11 protein-coding genes, 2 tRNA genes and 3 rRNA genes are annotated in these 15477 nt (G+C 62.5%); 7 read left to right on the forward strand and 9 right to left on the reverse strand.

Going from position 1 to position 15477, the window contains the following annotated elements; genetic code table 11:
• The coding region (locus H5T60_03745; GenBank protein MBC7241544.1) for a hypothetical protein at window positions 1-292 on the forward strand (292 nt) is incomplete at its 5' end.
• A gap of 24 nt (window positions 293-316) precedes the next feature.
• The gene (locus H5T60_03750; GenBank protein MBC7241545.1) at window positions 317-2287 is read left to right on the forward strand and encodes a DUF4012 domain-containing protein; all 1971 of its coding nucleotides are present in this window, start codon (window positions 317-319) and stop codon (window positions 2285-2287) included.
• A 41-nt stretch (window positions 2288-2328) separates the two neighbouring features.
• Here the strand turns inward: H5T60_03750 and H5T60_03755 are convergent, their stop codons facing one another.
• Window positions 2329-3093 (reverse strand): response regulator transcription factor, encoded by a 765-nt coding sequence (locus H5T60_03755; GenBank protein ID MBC7241546.1) that lies wholly within the window; start codon window positions 3091-3093, stop codon window positions 2329-2331.
• Between the two features lie 462 nt (window positions 3094-3555).
• On the opposite strand from H5T60_03755, the gene H5T60_03760 reads away from it, so the two are divergent.
• Complete coding sequence (locus H5T60_03760) at window positions 3556-4386, forward strand: 4Fe-4S binding protein (GenBank protein MBC7241547.1); 831 nt, start codon at window positions 3556-3558, stop codon at window positions 4384-4386.
• A complete protein-coding gene (locus H5T60_03765) occupies window positions 4383-4907 on the forward strand; it encodes a TlpA family protein disulfide reductase (protein ID MBC7241548.1) in 525 nt (174 codons plus the stop codon). The genes H5T60_03760 and H5T60_03765 overlap by 4 nt, the downstream gene beginning before the upstream one ends.
• 1 nt (window position 4908) lies before the next feature.
• Here H5T60_03765 and H5T60_03770 read toward each other — a convergent pair whose 3' ends face one another.
• Both H5T60_03770 and H5T60_03775 read right to left on the reverse strand, forming a co-directional pair.
• Window positions 4909-5853 carry a methionyl-tRNA formyltransferase gene (locus H5T60_03770; protein MBC7241549.1) on the reverse strand — a complete coding sequence of 315 codons (945 nt, stop codon included), beginning with the start codon at window positions 5851-5853 and terminating at the stop codon, window positions 4909-4911.
• Between the two features lie 142 nt (window positions 5854-5995).
• Window positions 5996-7129 (reverse strand): hypothetical protein, encoded by a 1134-nt coding sequence (locus H5T60_03775; GenBank protein MBC7241550.1) that lies wholly within the window; start codon window positions 7127-7129, stop codon window positions 5996-5998.
• A gap of 186 nt (window positions 7130-7315) precedes the next feature.
• On the opposite strand from H5T60_03775, the gene H5T60_03780 reads away from it, so the two are divergent.
• From H5T60_03780 to H5T60_03790, 3 genes are read left to right on the forward strand one after another with little or no spacing between them, the layout of a single operon-like run.
• Window positions 7316-7513 carry a hypothetical protein gene (locus tag H5T60_03780; GenBank protein ID MBC7241551.1) on the forward strand — a complete coding sequence of 66 codons (198 nt, stop codon included), beginning with the start codon at window positions 7316-7318 and terminating at the stop codon, window positions 7511-7513.
• A gap of 20 nt (window positions 7514-7533) precedes the next feature.
• Window positions 7534-7848 (forward strand): hypothetical protein, encoded by a 315-nt coding sequence (locus tag H5T60_03785; protein ID MBC7241552.1) that lies wholly within the window; start codon window positions 7534-7536, stop codon window positions 7846-7848.
• Window positions 7849-7851: 3 nt separating this feature from the next.
• Window positions 7852-8250, forward strand: a complete 399-nt coding sequence (locus H5T60_03790) for a hypothetical protein (protein MBC7241553.1) — start codon at window positions 7852-7854, stop codon at window positions 8248-8250.
• Between the two features lie 5 nt (window positions 8251-8255).
• Here H5T60_03790 and H5T60_03795 read toward each other — a convergent pair whose 3' ends face one another.
• The 6 genes from H5T60_03795 to H5T60_03820 form a co-directional block, all read right to left on the reverse strand.
• Window positions 8256-9356, reverse strand: coding sequence for a fructose 1,6-bisphosphatase (locus tag H5T60_03795; GenBank protein ID MBC7241554.1), 1101 nt, complete (start codon window positions 9354-9356; stop codon window positions 8256-8258).
• A 302-nt stretch (window positions 9357-9658) separates the two neighbouring features.
• Window positions 9659-9775 (reverse strand): 5S ribosomal RNA (gene rrf / locus H5T60_03800).
• A 94-nt stretch (window positions 9776-9869) separates the two neighbouring features.
• Window positions 9870-12875: ribosomal RNA gene (locus H5T60_03805) — 23S ribosomal RNA — on the reverse strand.
• 281 nt (window positions 12876-13156) lie between these two features.
• Window positions 13157-13232: transfer RNA gene (locus tag H5T60_03810), tRNA-Ala, on the reverse strand.
• 27 nt (window positions 13233-13259) lie between these two features.
• Window positions 13260-13333: transfer RNA gene (locus tag H5T60_03815), tRNA-Ile, on the reverse strand.
• A 129-nt stretch (window positions 13334-13462) separates the two neighbouring features.
• Window positions 13463-15033, reverse strand: a 16S ribosomal RNA gene (locus H5T60_03820).
• Together the 16S, 23S and 5S rRNA genes with 2 tRNA genes alongside form the textbook arrangement of a ribosomal RNA operon.
• Between the last annotated feature and the right edge of the window lie 444 nt (window positions 15034-15477).

Raw genomic sequence — 15477 nt, forward strand, 5'->3', positions numbered from 1 at the left:
GGATACGCCCCTCGTGGTCTCGGAATACGGCGTGCTGATGCCGGCGGAATACGGCTTCGAGCCCACCCGGGTGCAGGCATTCATGTACGGCACATTCGACCTGTTCCTGACGCTGACCGAGGCAGAGCTGGGCTATTCCGCAGATGGGAACCGTCTGGTGCAGTGGTGGTGCTGGTACAGCCTGGCGGATACGATGTACCCGACCGGGAACCTGTTTGACCCGGTTTCCCACACGCCGACCGCCCTGGGGCTGGCGTGGGCGCGCTATCGGCCGCCGGCCTCATCCGACTGAGCGGAAAAGAGCAGGATGAACCATATGCAATATGCGGAAGCATCTCGCAAGAGGGGCCGGCGCCGGCTGGCCGGCTGGCTGATCCTGTTCTTGGTGGTGCTCGGCCTGGCCTGGCTGGGATGGCGCGCCGTATTGGTCTGGCAGTGCGCCGGCCGGCTTCGGGATGACCTGAACCGCCTGCAGGCGCTGGCCGAAGCCAATCCGGCTGATCCCAAAGCGGTGGATGGTCTGGCCGTCCTGTCCGCCCTGCGCACCGATGTGGACGAGCTGGCCGAAACCGCCGGCCCCTTCCTGGCGCTGGCGCCGCACCTGGGCTGGCTGCCGCAGATTGGCCCCACTGTCCAGGCGGCCCCGCATCTGCTGGAATGCTCCCAGCACCTCCTGCGTGCCGGCGAGCTCGCCGCGGGGATCCTCGGGCCGGCGCTGGATGATCCCGACAGCGGCTTCTCCCTGCAGAAGATGGTGGTGGCGCTGGCCGCCTCGCGGGATCAATGGCCGGCGGTTCAGCGGGAGCTGGCGGCCGGCCGGCAGGCGAGGGAGCGCATCGACGCGGCACAGCTTCATCCCAGGGTGCAGGCCATACTGGCACTGCTGGACCGCTACCTGCCACTGCTGGAGGCCGGCATCGAAGGTGCATATTGGGCGCCGGCCCTGCTGGGTGCCGAGGGGTCCCGCGCCTACCTGATCCTGGTGCAGAATGAGGACGAACTGCGCGCCACCGGGGGGTTCATCAGCGGTGCGGCCTGGGTGGCAGTGCGGGATGGGAAAGTGGTCGAAATAGCCTTCGAGGACAGCTATGCCGTGGATGACCTGCGCCGACCCTATCCTCCTCCCCCACAGCCCCTGCGCGATTTCATGGTCGCCGAACAACTGCTCTTCCGCGACAGCAACTGGAGCCCCGATTTTCCCACTTCAGCGGAGGTTGCCCTGACGCTGTACGCCATGGGCAAAGGCCGGCAGGCGGACGGCGTCATCGCGCTGGACCAGCATGCCATAGAGGCGCTGATCGAGGGATTGGGCACGCTGCGGGTGGAAGGTTATCCGCATCCGGTCACAGGAGAGAACGTCCTGAAGGCGGCCCGTGAGGCGTGGGCGCCCACCGCCGGCATCACCGAGGAATGGTGGGAGCACCGCAAGGATTTCATGGCGGCCTTGCTCCAAGCAGCCCTGCGCCGGCTGGAGGAAAAACCGGAGCAGGTAGAATGGATGACGGTGGCCGGCGCGCTGTGGGATGTTCTCCAGCAACGGCATATGCTGATATTCATGCGGGAGGCTGGACCCCGGGAATGGCTGCACGCCCGGGGATGGGACGGGGCGCTCCGCGATGCCCCCGGAGACTTCCTCATGGTGCTGGACACCAACATGGGCTTCAACAAGGTCAACGCCGTCGTCCAGCAGTCCCTGGAATATCTGGTAGACCTGTCCCATCCGGAGGAGCCGCGCGTCGATCTCCGTGTCCGGCACACTCATCCTCTGCAGGGATGGCGGGGGGTATGCCGGCAGGAAGCCCGCTATGATATGACCTATGAGCAGATGACCCAGCGCTGTTATTGGAACTATCTGCGGGTGCTGGCGCCGCGCGGGAGCGAGCTGATCGAGGGGCAGGGGCATCCTATCCCGGCCGAATCCCTCCTGCGGGGAAAGCCATATGATGGGGGAATCTCCGTGTACGAAGAAAATGGCAAACAGGCCTTCGCCTCGCTGATGCTGTTGGAGCCGGGCCACACGCTGGACACGCGCCTCGTGTACCGCCTGCCGGCGGAAATCATCGGCTCCGACAGTGCGGCCGGCCGCAAGGTATACTCCCTCACGGCCCAGAAACAGCCGGGCACGCAGGCGGTTCCACTGCGGGTAATGGTGGTACTGCCGGCGGATGCGCAAATTCTGGACGTCTCCCCCACGCCGGCGTCCCGCGGCAGAAACACCCTCACCTTTGAGCTTCGGCTCTCCACGGACCAAAGCCTGCGCGTGGTGTGGCGCGGCGCCGAAAGATAGCCACGGCCCGGCGCGCTCTGCGCGTCCTCCGATATGCCCCCTCAACCGCCGGCGTACGGCGGGACCTCCAGGCGGTACCCCTTCCCCACGACAGTATGGATCAGCTCCGGCGCCCCGGGGTGCGCCGTGAACTTGCGGCGCAGCCGGCAGATATGCGGGCGAAGGAGCTCCCGCGCTTCCCCATTGGTCAAATGATACCCCAAGGCGCGGTCGGCCAGCTCCGTGTAGGAGCAGACCGCCGGCGTGCGCTCCATCATATAGGCCAGCAGGGAGACCTCACTGGGAGAGAGGGTGATCGCAACCTGCCGGCCATCCGCGGTCCGGATCACCGCCCGCCGTGCCTCCCGGTCCAGCAGTAGTCCGCCCAGTTGCAGCACCCCATCGGCCGGCGCATCGCGCCCTTGTGCCATCCCGCCGTTCTGGAGCGCTCTGCGAACGGCATCCAGCAGTTCGTCCAGGCTCACGGGCTTGATGAGATAGTCCGACGCACGGCATTTTACGGCCCCAATGGCGCTCTCCAGGTCCGGCTTCCCGGTGAGGATGATGATGGCAATGGTGGGCTGCAGCCGGCATATGCGCCTCATCAGCTCCACCCCTTGGATGCCGGGCAGATGCAGGTCCAGAAGGACCACCTCAAATGCCTGGTGCCTCAGACGCTCCAGGGCTTCCTCTCCGCTGGCCGCCTCTTCCACTTCATATCCAAATCTGGTGAGGGACTGTTTGAGACCGGCGCGCAGTAACTGCTCATCCTCGACGATGAGGATGCGCGCCGCTGGCCTCGGCTCCTGATAAGCCATGACTGCCATCACCATCACCCTGACGTTTGGATGTAGAACCCGGCCGGCGAGAACCCTTGCAAACTAATGGGGCGTACGTTGCGGGAAGTCCCCTCAGCATCACCACTGGAGAACCCGGGGGACGGCCAAACATTCGTCTGGAACCGCATACCTGGCGGGGCGTCTGCGACAGCAATATTATTATGCCACTGATGGGCATGCGGTGCAAATGCGCCCACTCGAACTGAAATTGGCGCTAGTCACCTGACAGCCTGTAGGTGCCTTTTGCGTCCGACGGAGCGCTGTCATATAATGCACCCGACAGATTTTGAGCGGGGAGCATACGCTTCATGGACAAACGCTTCTGGGTACTGCTGGGCCTATTCCTGCTGATGACGGCCGCCGGCCTGCTCCTCGGGGAGGCGCGTTTCGTCTTTGCCAACGCCTCCCTTATCTGCCTATCCTGCATCGGCATCCAGTGAGGTGCGCGCCATGGCCCTCTTTGCCCGCTTCACCGATGCCCTGGCACGCCTGCGGCGCGCCCCTGTCCAGCTTATCTCGACCCTGCTGTGGAATTCCTATTTCCTGGCGCCCTGGCTGAAAAACGTCCCCTGTCCGGGCTTCAACTGCTACTCCTGCCCGCTGGCCATCACCGCCTGTCCCATCGGCACGCTCCAGCACTTCATCATCATCCGCCGCGTGCCGCTGTACCTGCTGGGGGTGCTGGGCCTCATCGGCACGCTGTTCGGGCGGACCGCCTGCGGATGGACATGTCCTTTCGGATTCCTGCAGGACCTGTTATATAAGGTGCCACTGCCCAAATGGCGCGTCAGCAACCGCTGGGCGCCGGCGCGCTACGTCATCTTTGCCCTGCTGGTGGTGATCATCCCGTTCACCGCGCTGGAGCCCTGGTTCTGCAAGCTCTGTCCCGCCGGCGCCCTGGAAGCCGGCCTGCCCATGATCGCGCTGCAGGCGGATCTCCGTGAGCTGACCGGCCTGCTCTTCGCCGTCAAAATGGTCATCCTCGCCCTCTTCCTGCTGTGGATGATGGTCACCAGCCGGCCGTTCTGCAGGTTCGTGTGCCCGCTGGGCACCATCTACGGGCCGTTCAACCGCCTGAGCGGCATGCGCCTGCACTTCGAGGAAAGCCGCTGTCAGCACTGCGACCTGTGCCGGCATGTCTGTCCCACCGGGCTGTACCCTCCTGAGGAAATCGACACCGCCGGCTGTATTCGCTGTATGGAATGCCTGAAAGCCTGCCCGCACGGCGCACTGCAGAGCTGTCCGACGGGAACTTCATGTACGGAGCGATCACGCGCATGAAAACCTGGTGGTCTTGGGTGATTATGCTGGGGATGTTGATGGGGATAACTTTCCTGTTGGCCGGCTGTCGGCCGGATGTGCCGGCGCCCGTGCGTCCCATCAAGGCCGAAGTGGGGTATTCGGCGCCCGATTTCCAACTGACCGACCTGAACGGCCGACAGGTGCGATTGTCCGATTTCCGGGGGAAACCGGTGGTGCTGAACTTCTGGGCCACCTGGTGCCCGCCCTGCCGGCAGGAACTGCCCATCTTCCAGGACCTGCACGCTCGCCGCGGCGACGCCTTTGTGCTCCTGGCCATCTCCGAAGGGGAAAATCGGGAGGATGTGCTGGCCTTCGTCCAGCGCTACGGCTACACCTTCCGCGTCCTGCTGGACCCCCAGCTCAGCGTGGGCCGCACCTACGGCGCCCGCGCCATTCCCATGACCATGGTCATTGACCCGGATGGGGTGATCGTGTACCTTCGGCAGGGCACGGTCAAGACCGGCGAGCTGGACCTGGTGCTGCGGGATTATATCCGCTGACTCAAGAGGCGCCCAGCCGGCTCCCCACGAAGCCCCGCTGGCCGCGCACGAACGCCTGCCCGTCCACCGGGTTTTTGCCGGCGAGCTGAAGCCGGCGCAGGCACACCAGCCCATCCCCCGCCACCACCGCCGGCCAGCCGTCCACCAGCATAATATCGCCGGGCAGGGAGTCCGGCGGGAGCGGCGCGCGCAGGGGCCGCACCTCCAACAGGCGCAGGAGCTGGCCGTTCCAGTAGGTATAAGCCCCCGGCCAGGGCATGCAGGCGCGCACGTGCCGCCAGATCTGCTCCGCCGGCTGGCTCCAATCCACCAGCCCGTCCTCCTTGCGCATGAGCCGGGTATAGGTGGCCGCGGAGGCGTCCTGCGGCTGAGGCTCGATGGCGCCGGCCATCCAGGCCGGCAGTGTCTCGATCAGCAGGCGCGCCCCCTCCTCCGCCAAACGCGCCATCAGGCTCCCCGTCGTATCATCCCCATGCACCGGCACGGCGCGCTGTGCCAGCACCGGGCCGGTATCCATGCCCTCATCCATTAGCATAATGGTGACGCCGGTCTCGCGAACGCCGTCCAGGATGGCCTGGGCCACGGGATTCGGCCCGCGGTAGCGGGGCAGGAGCGAGGCATGCACGTTCAGACAGCCCTTTGGCGGGATGTGCAGGACTGCCGGCGGCAGGATCCTGCCGTACGCCGCCACCACGATCACGTCCGGCGCCCAGGAGCGCAGGGTCTCCAACGCGGCCGGCTCCTGCGGCCGCTCCGGCTGGATGAGCGAGATCCCGCGCTCCCGCGCCAGTTCGGCGACAGGTGGGGCGGTCAGGCGCCGGCCGCGCCCCGCCGGCCGGTCAGGCTGGGAAACTACCCCGACGACCGGATATCCCTCCGTCAACAGCGCCTCCAGGATGGTGCGGGCGAACGCCGGCGTCCCCATGAAGACCACGCGCATATACAGCTCTCCCACTGCGGGTTCAAGAAGTTGTCGGCAGGGGCTTCCATCCCCCGTCGTTGTATGCCGGGGCTATTGTAGCACAAGGGCAGGCGAGAGGGAAACGGAGGGTGGTAGCGGTGATGGAGGCGGCGGTCGCCGGCCGGCATCACACGCGAATCGGGTACCGGCCCCAGCGCGCCCAGGCGGCGTGCATGGCGACGAAGTTCTCCCACGGCACATATTCGGGGATGGAGTTGGCCGACGCCAGGGCATACCCGCCCCCAGGAGCCAGGTCGCGGATCAGGCCGCATACCTCTTCTTCCACCTCCGCCGGCGTGCCCATCGTCAGGGTATAGGACAGGTCCACGTTCCCGATGAGCGAGAGCCGCCCCTGCACCCTCTGCTTCAGCGCCCGGATATCCATGGCCACCGGCTCAATGGGGTTGAAAGCGTCGAAGCCGGCGGCGATGATGTCCTCCATCAAATCGTCCATCTTGCCGTCGCTGTGGAAGACGGTCAGCACCCCCTGCTGGCGGCACATCTCGTTCATCCGGGCATAGGAGGGGAAAATATAGCGGCGCAGGATGGCCGGCGAGACCATCAATCCGGTGCGATAAGCCATGTCGTCGGCATGCCACACCAGCCCCACACAGCGGTGCTCCAGCGCCCGCTCCACCACGCCTGCTTGGATAGCGGCGATGCGCTCATGCAGGCGCTCCACCAGGACGGGGTTATCCGCCAGCGCAAAGGCGTAACGCTCGAAGCCCATCAGCCACCAGCCCAGGTTGAACACCTTTCCCACCGCGAAGATGACCCGATAGTTCGCCGGCAGAAGGCGGTCCGCCTCGTCCAGCAGGGAATAATCGAAATCATCGGCATCCGGCCAGGGGAATTTCTCGAAATCCTCCTCGCTGGTGATGGCCCCGACGCCGGCCTGTGCCCAGCGCCGCTGGCCGGCGTGCACCCAGCCGGTGTCGCCGGCGCGCCCGTCCTCCACCTCTACATGCGTGACTTCCATCGCCTCCAGCACCGCCGGATGGGTGTGCAGGCCGATATTGATGACGATGAAGGGCTGGCCCAGCCGGCGCGAGACCTCCAGATCATCGGCCAGGGTGCGCACCGGCCGGCCCAGGGTGCGGCGTTTGTGCGAGGCGTCAATGCCGGCTTCCATAAAGGGCACCCAGGCCGGCTCTCCCAGCCGCAGGAGGGCGATGCGGATATCCTCCCAATCGGCGCGGTAATCGGCCGGCAGGGGGGCCAGCGCAACCCGGGAAGTGGATGGAGCGGTCGTCGAAGTCATCAGGCGTTCCTCCGTCCGGTGATACCTGTCTGATGCTCTGACCATATTATCACATTCATCCTCTTCTGCCAAATTTCCCTTCTTCCCCCTCCCAACACGCGGGATATCCCGTACGACGGATTGTGTATTGACCGGCGCCGGCATCCGCCCCATAATGGGAACAAACGTTCCACTGGAGGGCAGGGTATGGAGCAGTTGTTGGAGCAGGTGCGCCGGCTGGAGATCCACCAACGGATCTGGTGGCAGAGGGCACGCCGGGAGCGCACCCGGGTGTTCGAGACGGCGGAAGAGGTGGTGCAGGCATTGGAGGGAATGTCCGGCCTGCGGGAGGTGGAGGTGTACCGCGCCGGCGAGACGCGCTATGTGGTGTATCTGCGCGATTGATTGAAGGGGGAGGGACAGCAATGGACCTGCTGGGACTGCCGCTGACCGCGGATGGATTCCTGGATATGCGCGTGGCCGGCGTGATCTGCCTGCTGGCCACGCAGTGGCTGAAGCGCTATCTGCCGGACTGGCGTCCTACCAACCTGCTGGCGCTCGTCATCACCGTGGCGGTGGAGCTGGCCGCGACGGCCTGGTCGGGACAGGGGCTGTGGTTCGAGGCGGTATGGGCCGGCCTGGTGGGCGCCAGTTTGGCGACGTTCGGGTATGAGACGCTGAGCAATCTGGCCGGCTGGGCCGGCATCGGGCCGCGCGCCGGCACAGGCCATGAGGGATAAGCCATGGTCGAGCACCGGCAGTGCGTGGCCCTGACTCGCGCCGGCCGGCGATGCCGTCGACGCGCCGTGAGCGGTTCTGCCTTTTGCCGACAGCATCTCCAGCGCGCCGAGGTGTACGCCGCCGGCCCTTTCGCCGCACTCTTCACCCCGGAGGAGATGAGCGCCCTGCTGGCCGTGGAGAATGCCCCTTCGGTGGACGATGTGGTGCCGGTCCTGCTGGTGGCCATCCGGCGCGCCCTGGAAAGCGGCGCGCCGGCCAACGTGGTGGTACGGGCGTGCGAGGCCTATGTGCGTGCCCTGCGGGAACGCCGGCAGGCACAGGAAAGGCCCGGCCCGGCTGGGGAAGACAGCCTGGGCCAGGCCCTCGAAGCGATCAGCGGCGAACTGGGAGTAGAGCTGTAGCGGCCTTAATCGGGAAGCGCTTCCCAGCGGCCGGCCAGTTTATGCAGGACCTCCGGCAGGGTGGTGTACTCCATCTCCTCCATGGGGAGGCGGTGCGGCTCGAAGGGGCCGTGCCGGCGCAGGTGGGCGGCCAGCGTGTTGGCGATCTGCCGCGCCTCATCGAAGGCCGGGTCGTCGAACATATCCACCGGCCCCACCAGCCGGCCGTCAGCGATCTGGAAGCCCAGGGCGATGACCCGCGGGGGGCCGTCGAAGCGGCTGGGCCGCGCCTCTTCCACCGAGGTGGGCATCAACGGGCCGTAGTGCGAGCCGCGCATCCATCCCTCGACGATATGCGGATGGGCGAAGGGTTCCAGCACCTCGCCCACGGCCGGGAACTGTCCCTGACAGCGCACGACGCAGACCGGGTCGTCCTTGCCGACATAGCGGCCGGCGATGAGGGCCAGGCGTTGGGTGGAGGAGACAGCCGCTATCTCGCCGTCCTTGGTGTAGACGGCCTTGACCATATAGCGGGCCGGCGAGCCGATGAACACCAGCAGGTCGTACATCTCTTGGGGCAGATCGAAGAAGATGCGTTTATGCTCTTTGACGTCATGGACCTCGAAACGGAAGCCGTTGTGGAGGGAGGGGGCGATGACCAGGCCGGCGGTGTTGAAGGGGTCGGCGAACATCTTGAAGAGCGGGAGGTTCCAGGCGCCGGCGGAGGTCTTATCGGCCATGAAGATGACGACCGGTTCGGAGGTGCGCTCGACGAAGGACATCTCGGCGACGCCGGGGCCCATGCCTCGCACGTTGCCGGAGAAGGCATCGGCGAGCAGGTCCTGGCCGGCGCCGTAGAGCTTCAACTGTTTGGCGACGGCGGTGCAGGCCTCGAACACCTCCCATGCCAGGCGGTGAATTTCCTCATTGTCCACCCCTTTTCGGTGGGTCATGATCAGTTCCAGGTCGTCGCCGCAGGCGGTCACGAAGTAGTCGAGGATTTGCTCCCGGTCCAGCGCCTCTTCCAGGAGGTCTTCCGCCTTTTCCAGCAGGTCATCGTGGACTGTGGAATGACCCACCAGGCCACCGACGTCGGCTTTGATAACGCTTAAAGTGATTGGTTCCATCAGCACGCCTCCATCTCCTTTGATGAATGTTGGGCAGCTCAGTCAGAGCTGCTGGGAGCCAGGGATCGGTTGGGCGGATGGATGCCGGGCATGGTGAGAGACGAGGGGAGGGAGTTTATATGGATGCCATTGAACGCACCTGGCGGCATGGTAGAAGCTCCTGTTGCCGGCCGCGTCGGATGGTAATAATGTATCCATTTTCAGAAATTTGTCAATTTCGAACAAGGGGATGTTGGGGAAGGGAGAAGAGAACAAGGGGCCGGCCGGCCCCTTTTCATGCGTGGGAAATGGAAAAAGAGACTTCTTGGCAATGACCTACTCTCCCAGGGGCCGAAGCCCCAAGTACCATCGGCGCTGGAGGGCTTAACTTCCAGGTTCGGGATGGAGCTGGGTGTACCCCCTCCGCTCAAATCACCAAGAAGTCTCTTTTTTCACATGGTAATGATATCCGGTGGCCCAACACCACCGCAACACTCTAAAAGCTGAACAGAATGCGATCCTGCGCCGTAAGACATGGAAGATGGATCAAGCCCTCGGCCATTAGTACGGCTTCGCTAAACGCATTGCTGCGCTTACACGTGCCGCCTATCAAGCAGGTAGTCTACCTGCGGCCTTACCCGGTTAACCCGGTGGGTGACCTAATCTTGAGGCGAGTTTCCCACTTAGATGCTTTCAGCGGTTATCTCTGCCAGACGTGGCTACCCAGCGATGCCCCTGGCGGGACAACTGGCACACCAGCGGTCTGTCCACCTCGGTCCTCTCGTACTAGAGGCAGCTCCTCTCAAGTCACCTGCGCCCGCAGAGGATAGAGACCGACCTGTCTCACGACGGTCTGAACCCAGCTCGCGTGCCACTTTAATGGGCGAACAGCCCAACCCTTGGGACCGACTCCAGCCCCAGGATGTGACGAGCCGACATCGAGGTGCCGAACCTCCCCGTCGATGTGAACTCTTGGGGGAGACTAGCCTGTTATCCCCGGGGTAGCTTTTATCCGGTAAGCCACGGCCCTTCCACACGGAACCGTGGGATCACTAAGCCCCACTTTCGTGCCTGCTCGACTTGTAGGTCTCGCAGTCAAGCCCCCTTATGCCTTTACACTCTACGGCTGGTTTCCATTCAGCCTGAGGGGACCTTTGGGCGCCTCCGTTACCTTTTAGGAGGCGACCGCCCCAGTCAAACTGCCCACCTGGCACTGTCCCCGCGCCGGATAACGGTCGCAGGTTAGGGCCAAGACATGATCAGGGTGGTATTTCAAGGGCGACTCCACCGAGGCTGGCGCCCCGGCTTCACAGTCTCCCACCTATCCTACACAGACCATGCCCTAGCTCAATGCCAAGCTGCAGTAAAGCTCCACGGGGTCTTTTTGTCCTTCTGCGGGTAAGGCGCATCTTCACACCTAATGCAATTTCGCCGGGTCCCTCGTTGAGACAGTGCCCCACTCGTTACGCCATTCGTGCGGGTCGGAACTTACCCGACAAGGAATTTCGCTACCTTAGGACCGTTATAGTTACGGCCGCCGTTCACCGGGGCTTCGGTTCAGAGCTTCGCCTTGCGGCTAACCCTTCCCCTTAACCTTCCGGCACTGGGCAGGCGTCAGCCCCTATACATCAGCTTACGCTTTAGCAGAGACCTGTGCTTTTGTTAAACAGTCGGCAGGGCCATTTCTCTGCGGCCCCCTCGGGCTCGGCAGGCAAGCTGCTTCACCCTACTAGGGCGCTCCTTCTCCCGAAGTTACGGAGCCATTTTGCCTAGTTCCTTAACGAGGGTTCTCCCGATCGCCTTGGTATACTCTACCCGCCTACCAGTGTCGGTTTGCGGTACGGGCACCTGGGTTTCAACGCTTAGAGGCTTTTCTCGGCAGCATGGGCTCAGCCAGTTCGCCTTGCGGCTCCCCACTGCTCCTCAGGATCGGGCGACGGGTTTCCCTATCGCCGTCATCTCCCTACAAGCGTGGCACCTGCACTTCCAGTCGCAGGCTGGCCTACCCTTCTGCGTCCCCCCATCGCTCCACCCAGGTGGTACGGGAATATTAACCCGTTGTCCATCGCCTACGCCTCTCGGCCTCGGCTTAGGCCCGACTAACCCGACGCGGATTAACCTTCCGTCGGAAACCTTAGGCTTACGGCGAACATGTTTCTCGCATGTTTCACGCTACTCATGCCGGCATTCGCACTTCTGCCCGCTCCACCCGTCCTCACGGTCGGGCTTCAACGCTGGACAGAACGCTCCCCTACCGTCACTGCCCTCTGTAGGACAGCAACCCGCGGCTTCGGTGGTGAGCTTGAGCCCCGTTACATTTTCGGCGCAGGACCACTAGGCCAGTGAGCTATTACGCACTCTTTAAAGGATGGCTGCTTCTAAGCCAACCTCCTGGATGTCTCAGTAGTCCCACTTCCTTTCCCACTTAGCTCACACTTGAGGACCTTATCCGGCGGTCTGGGTTGTTTCCCTCTCGACTACGAAAGTTATCTCCCGTAGTCCAACTCCCAGGCTCTCGAGTAGCGGCATTCGGAGTTTGGTTTGGTTTGGTAGGCGGTGAAGCCCCCTAGCCAATCCAGTGCTCTACCTCCGCTACTGAACGCCTGGGGCTAGCCCTAAAGCTATTTCGGGGAGAACCAGCTATCTCCGAGTTCGTTAGGCATATCACCTCTACCCACAGCTCATCCCCTAACTTTGCAACGTTAGTGGGTTCGGGCCTCCACGGGACGTTACTCCCGCTTCACCCTGGCCATGGGTAGCTCACTCGGTTTCGGGTCTACTCCCTGCGACTAAGCGCCCTATTCAGACTCGCTTTCGCTGCGGCTCCGGGTGTGACTCCCTTAACCTCGCCACAGAGAGTAACTCGCCGGCTCATGCTCCAAGAGGCACGCCGTCAGACCTTCCAGCTTGCGCTGGCATAGTCCTCCGACTGATTGTAGGCATACGGTTTCAGGTTCTATTTCACTCCCCTCACCGGGGTTCTTTTCACCTTTCCCTCACGGTACTTGTGCACTATCGGTCGCCAAGAGTATTTAGCCTTGGGAAGTGGACTTCCCGGCTTCCCGCAGGATTAGCGTGCCCCGCGGTACTCAGGGTCACCGACGGGAGTCTGATCCCTTTCGCGTACGGGGGTCTCACCCTCTTTGCCCCGCCGTTCCAGGACGGTTCCGCTAGGAATCAGATTTGTAACTCCCTGGGGCCTCTGCAGCGGCCCCTGTCGGGCCCTACAACCCCCGCTGCACAACGGCTGCAGCCTTTGGCATGCAGCGGGTTTGGGCTTTTCCCCTTTCGCTCGCCACTACTCAGGGAATGATCTCTTTTCCTGGGGGTACTAAGATGTTTCAGTTCCCCCCGTTCCCTCCAACTGGCCTATGTGTTCAGCCAGTGGTGCTCAGGGTTCGCCTGAGCGGGTTACCCCATTCGGAGATCCCCGGATCAACGCTTGATGGCAGCTCCCCGAGGCTTTTCGCAGCCATCCACGTCCTTCATCGGCTCTTGGCGCCTAGGCATCCACCGTATGCCCTTAGTAGCTTGATCCATGCTCTTACGGTGTTGGATGCGCATTCTGTTCAGTTGTTAAAGTGCTGCGGTGGCTGATGGCCACCTCAGCGGCCTTGACCGCTGATCAGCGCCGGCCAGTTTCCCTGCCCAACGCTCATCAGCTGTCAATCACCCCACAGGCATAAAAATCGGCCTGGCGTACGCAGGCCGTATTGATCCGACCCCGTAACACCACACAACCTATGGGATGCCGCTCTCGATTGTCAAACCTGTCAAGTCCTTTTCGCTCCTGCCCGCTCTCGGATGTAGCCCACCGGTCCTGGTGGAGATGAGCGGATTCGAACCGCTGACCTCCTCCGTGCAAGGGAGGCGCTCTCCCAACTGAGCTACATCCCCTCGACTGGTTCGCTTCTATCCAGCAGGTGGGCCTTTCTGGACTCGAACCAGAGACCTTCCCCTTATCAGAGGGATGCTCTAACCGACTGAGCTAAAGGCCCACGCGCTTTCCCTTAACAACTGAGCAGTGATAGGAAGCCGGCTTTCTGGGGCCACGGCACAGATGCTTGCGCATCTGTGGTTGACCTAGGAGTGCGGCGCTGTGCCCGCAGGCACTCGCCGATACTCCCTAGAAAGGAGGTGATCCAGCCGCAGCTTCCGCTACAGCTACCTTGTTACGACTTCGTCCCAGTCGCCGGCCCCACCCTCGACGGCTGCCTCCCTTACGGGTTAGCTCGCCGGCTTCAGGTGTTGCCGACTCCCATGACGTGACGGGCGGTGTGTACAAGGCCCGGGAACGTATTCACCGCCGTATGGCTGACCGGCGGTTACTAGCAACTCCGGCTTCATGGAGGCGGGTTGCAGCCTCCAATCCGAACTGAGACCGGCTTTGATGGGATTGGCTCCGCCTCGCGGCTTGGCAACCCATTGTACCGGCCATTGTAGCGTGTGTGTAGCCCTGGGCATAAAGGCCATGCTGACTTGACGTCATCCCCACCTTCCTCCGGCGATATGCCGGCAGTCCCGCTAGACACTTGTAACTAGCGGCAGGGGTTGCGCTCGTTGCGGGACTTAACCCAACACCTCACGGCACGAGCTGACGACAGCCATGCAGCACCTGTGCGCGCTGCCCGAAGGCTCGTTCCCCTTTCGGTTCACTACTACGCGCATGTCAAGCCCAGGTAAGGTTCTTCGTGTTGCATCGAATTAAACCACACGCTCCGCTGCTTGTGCGGGCCCCCGTCAATTCCTTTGAGTTTTAGCCTTGCGGCCGTAGTCCCCAGGCGGGATACTTAACGCGTTAGCTACGGCGCCGATGGGGTCAACACCACCGACACCTAGTATCCATCGTTTACGGCGTGGACTACCGGGGTATCTAATCCCGTTCGCTCCCCACGCTTTCGCGTCTGAGCGTCAGGTGCGGGCCAGGAAGCCGCCTTCGCCACTGGTGTTCCTCCCGATATCTACGCATTCCACCGCTACACCGGGAATTCCACTTCCCTCTCCCGACCTCTAGCCCTGCAGTATCAGACGCAGCCTCCCGGTTAAGCCGGGAGATTTCACGCCCGACTTACAGAGCCGCCTGCACGCGCTTTACGCCCAGTAAATCCGGATAACGCTCGCCTCCTACGTTTTACCGCGGCTGCTGGCACGTAGTTAGCCGAGACTTATTCCTGGGGTACCGTCCTTCCTCGTCCCCCAGAAAAGGGCTTTACAACCCGAAGGCCTTCATCGCCCACGCGGCGTTGCTGCGTCAGGCTTTCGCCCATTGCGCAATATTCCTCACTGCTGCCTCCCGTAGGAGTCTGGCCCGTGTCTCAGTGCCAGTGTGGCTGATCGTCCTCTCAGACCAGCTACCCGTCATCGGCTTGGTAGGCCGTTACCCTACCAACTACCTGATCGGCCGCGGGCCCCTCCCAAAGCGGATTGCTCCTTTAGTTCCACAAACGAATGTGGAACCACATGCGGTATTAGCTACCCTTTCGGGTAGTTATCCCCCACTTCGGGGCAGGTCACCCACGTGTTACTCACCCGTTCGCCACTGGCCGGCTAATAGCCTCCACCTGCCATCAGCGGCTTTCACGATTTCTCGTGATCACCACCTCCGGCAGGCTTCCGCTAAGCGCCAGCCCGTTCGACTTGCATGTGTTAGGCACGCCGCCAGCGTTCATCCTGAGCCAGGATCAAACCCTCCGTACAGTTTATGTGGTTCAAAACCACTTTGGATTTGACTTGGACCCCAAATTTCCGCGTGACCTTCCTATCACTCTTCAGTTGTTAAGGTGCCTTTTAGCAAAAGATATTATAGCAAAAATGCTCTTAATTGTCAAATCAGCCAAACAAGACAAAACCGACGTGCAAAACACTTACCTCGGCTTGAGCAGATGCCCTTGCCGTGCCCTTGTATGTTTCCTGCTTCGTCGGTTGTTGGATCTTTTCGCCACAGGCGAACGAGATCTTGTTTCTAACTATTTACATTCTAGCACAAATTGCCAAAGTTGTCAAGTCTGGTTTCCTATGCTAATCTTGGAGCAATGGCTATATCCGAGCGCTGCCAACCCGGAAGATGCCAAGGAGCAACTCCCACAATCCAAATCGCTCAATATGAAAGGACAACATATCATGGATGCGCAAAAGCGAAACG

The sequence above is a fragment of the Anaerolineae bacterium genome, from assembly GCA_014360855.1.
In the GTDB taxonomy this organism is placed as follows: domain Bacteria; phylum Chloroflexota; class Anaerolineae; order JACIWP01; family JACIWP01; genus JACIWP01.

What these genes read in the sequence shown, in the direction of transcription:
- H5T60_03750 (MBC7241545.1), top strand. Translation starts at nt 317, where the DNA reads ATGCAATATGCGGAAGCATCTCGCAAGAGGGGCCGGCGCCGGCTGGCC.
- H5T60_03755 (MBC7241546.1), bottom strand. Translation starts at nt 3,093, where the DNA reads ATGGCAGTCATGGCTTATCAGGAGCCGAGGCCAGCGGCGCGCATCCTC.
- H5T60_03760 (MBC7241547.1), top strand. Translation starts at nt 3,556, where the DNA reads ATGGCCCTCTTTGCCCGCTTCACCGATGCCCTGGCACGCCTGCGGCGC.
- H5T60_03765 (MBC7241548.1), top strand. Translation starts at nt 4,383, where the DNA reads ATGAAAACCTGGTGGTCTTGGGTGATTATGCTGGGGATGTTGATGGGG.
- H5T60_03775 (MBC7241550.1), bottom strand. Translation starts at nt 7,129, where the DNA reads ATGACTTCGACGACCGCTCCATCCACTTCCCGGGTTGCGCTGGCCCCC.
- H5T60_03780 (MBC7241551.1), top strand. Translation starts at nt 7,316, where the DNA reads ATGGAGCAGTTGTTGGAGCAGGTGCGCCGGCTGGAGATCCACCAACGG.
- H5T60_03785 (MBC7241552.1), top strand. Translation starts at nt 7,534, where the DNA reads ATGGACCTGCTGGGACTGCCGCTGACCGCGGATGGATTCCTGGATATG.
- H5T60_03790 (MBC7241553.1), top strand. Translation starts at nt 7,852, where the DNA reads ATGGTCGAGCACCGGCAGTGCGTGGCCCTGACTCGCGCCGGCCGGCGA.
- H5T60_03795 (MBC7241554.1), bottom strand. Translation starts at nt 9,356, where the DNA reads ATGGAACCAATCACTTTAAGCGTTATCAAAGCCGACGTCGGTGGCCTG.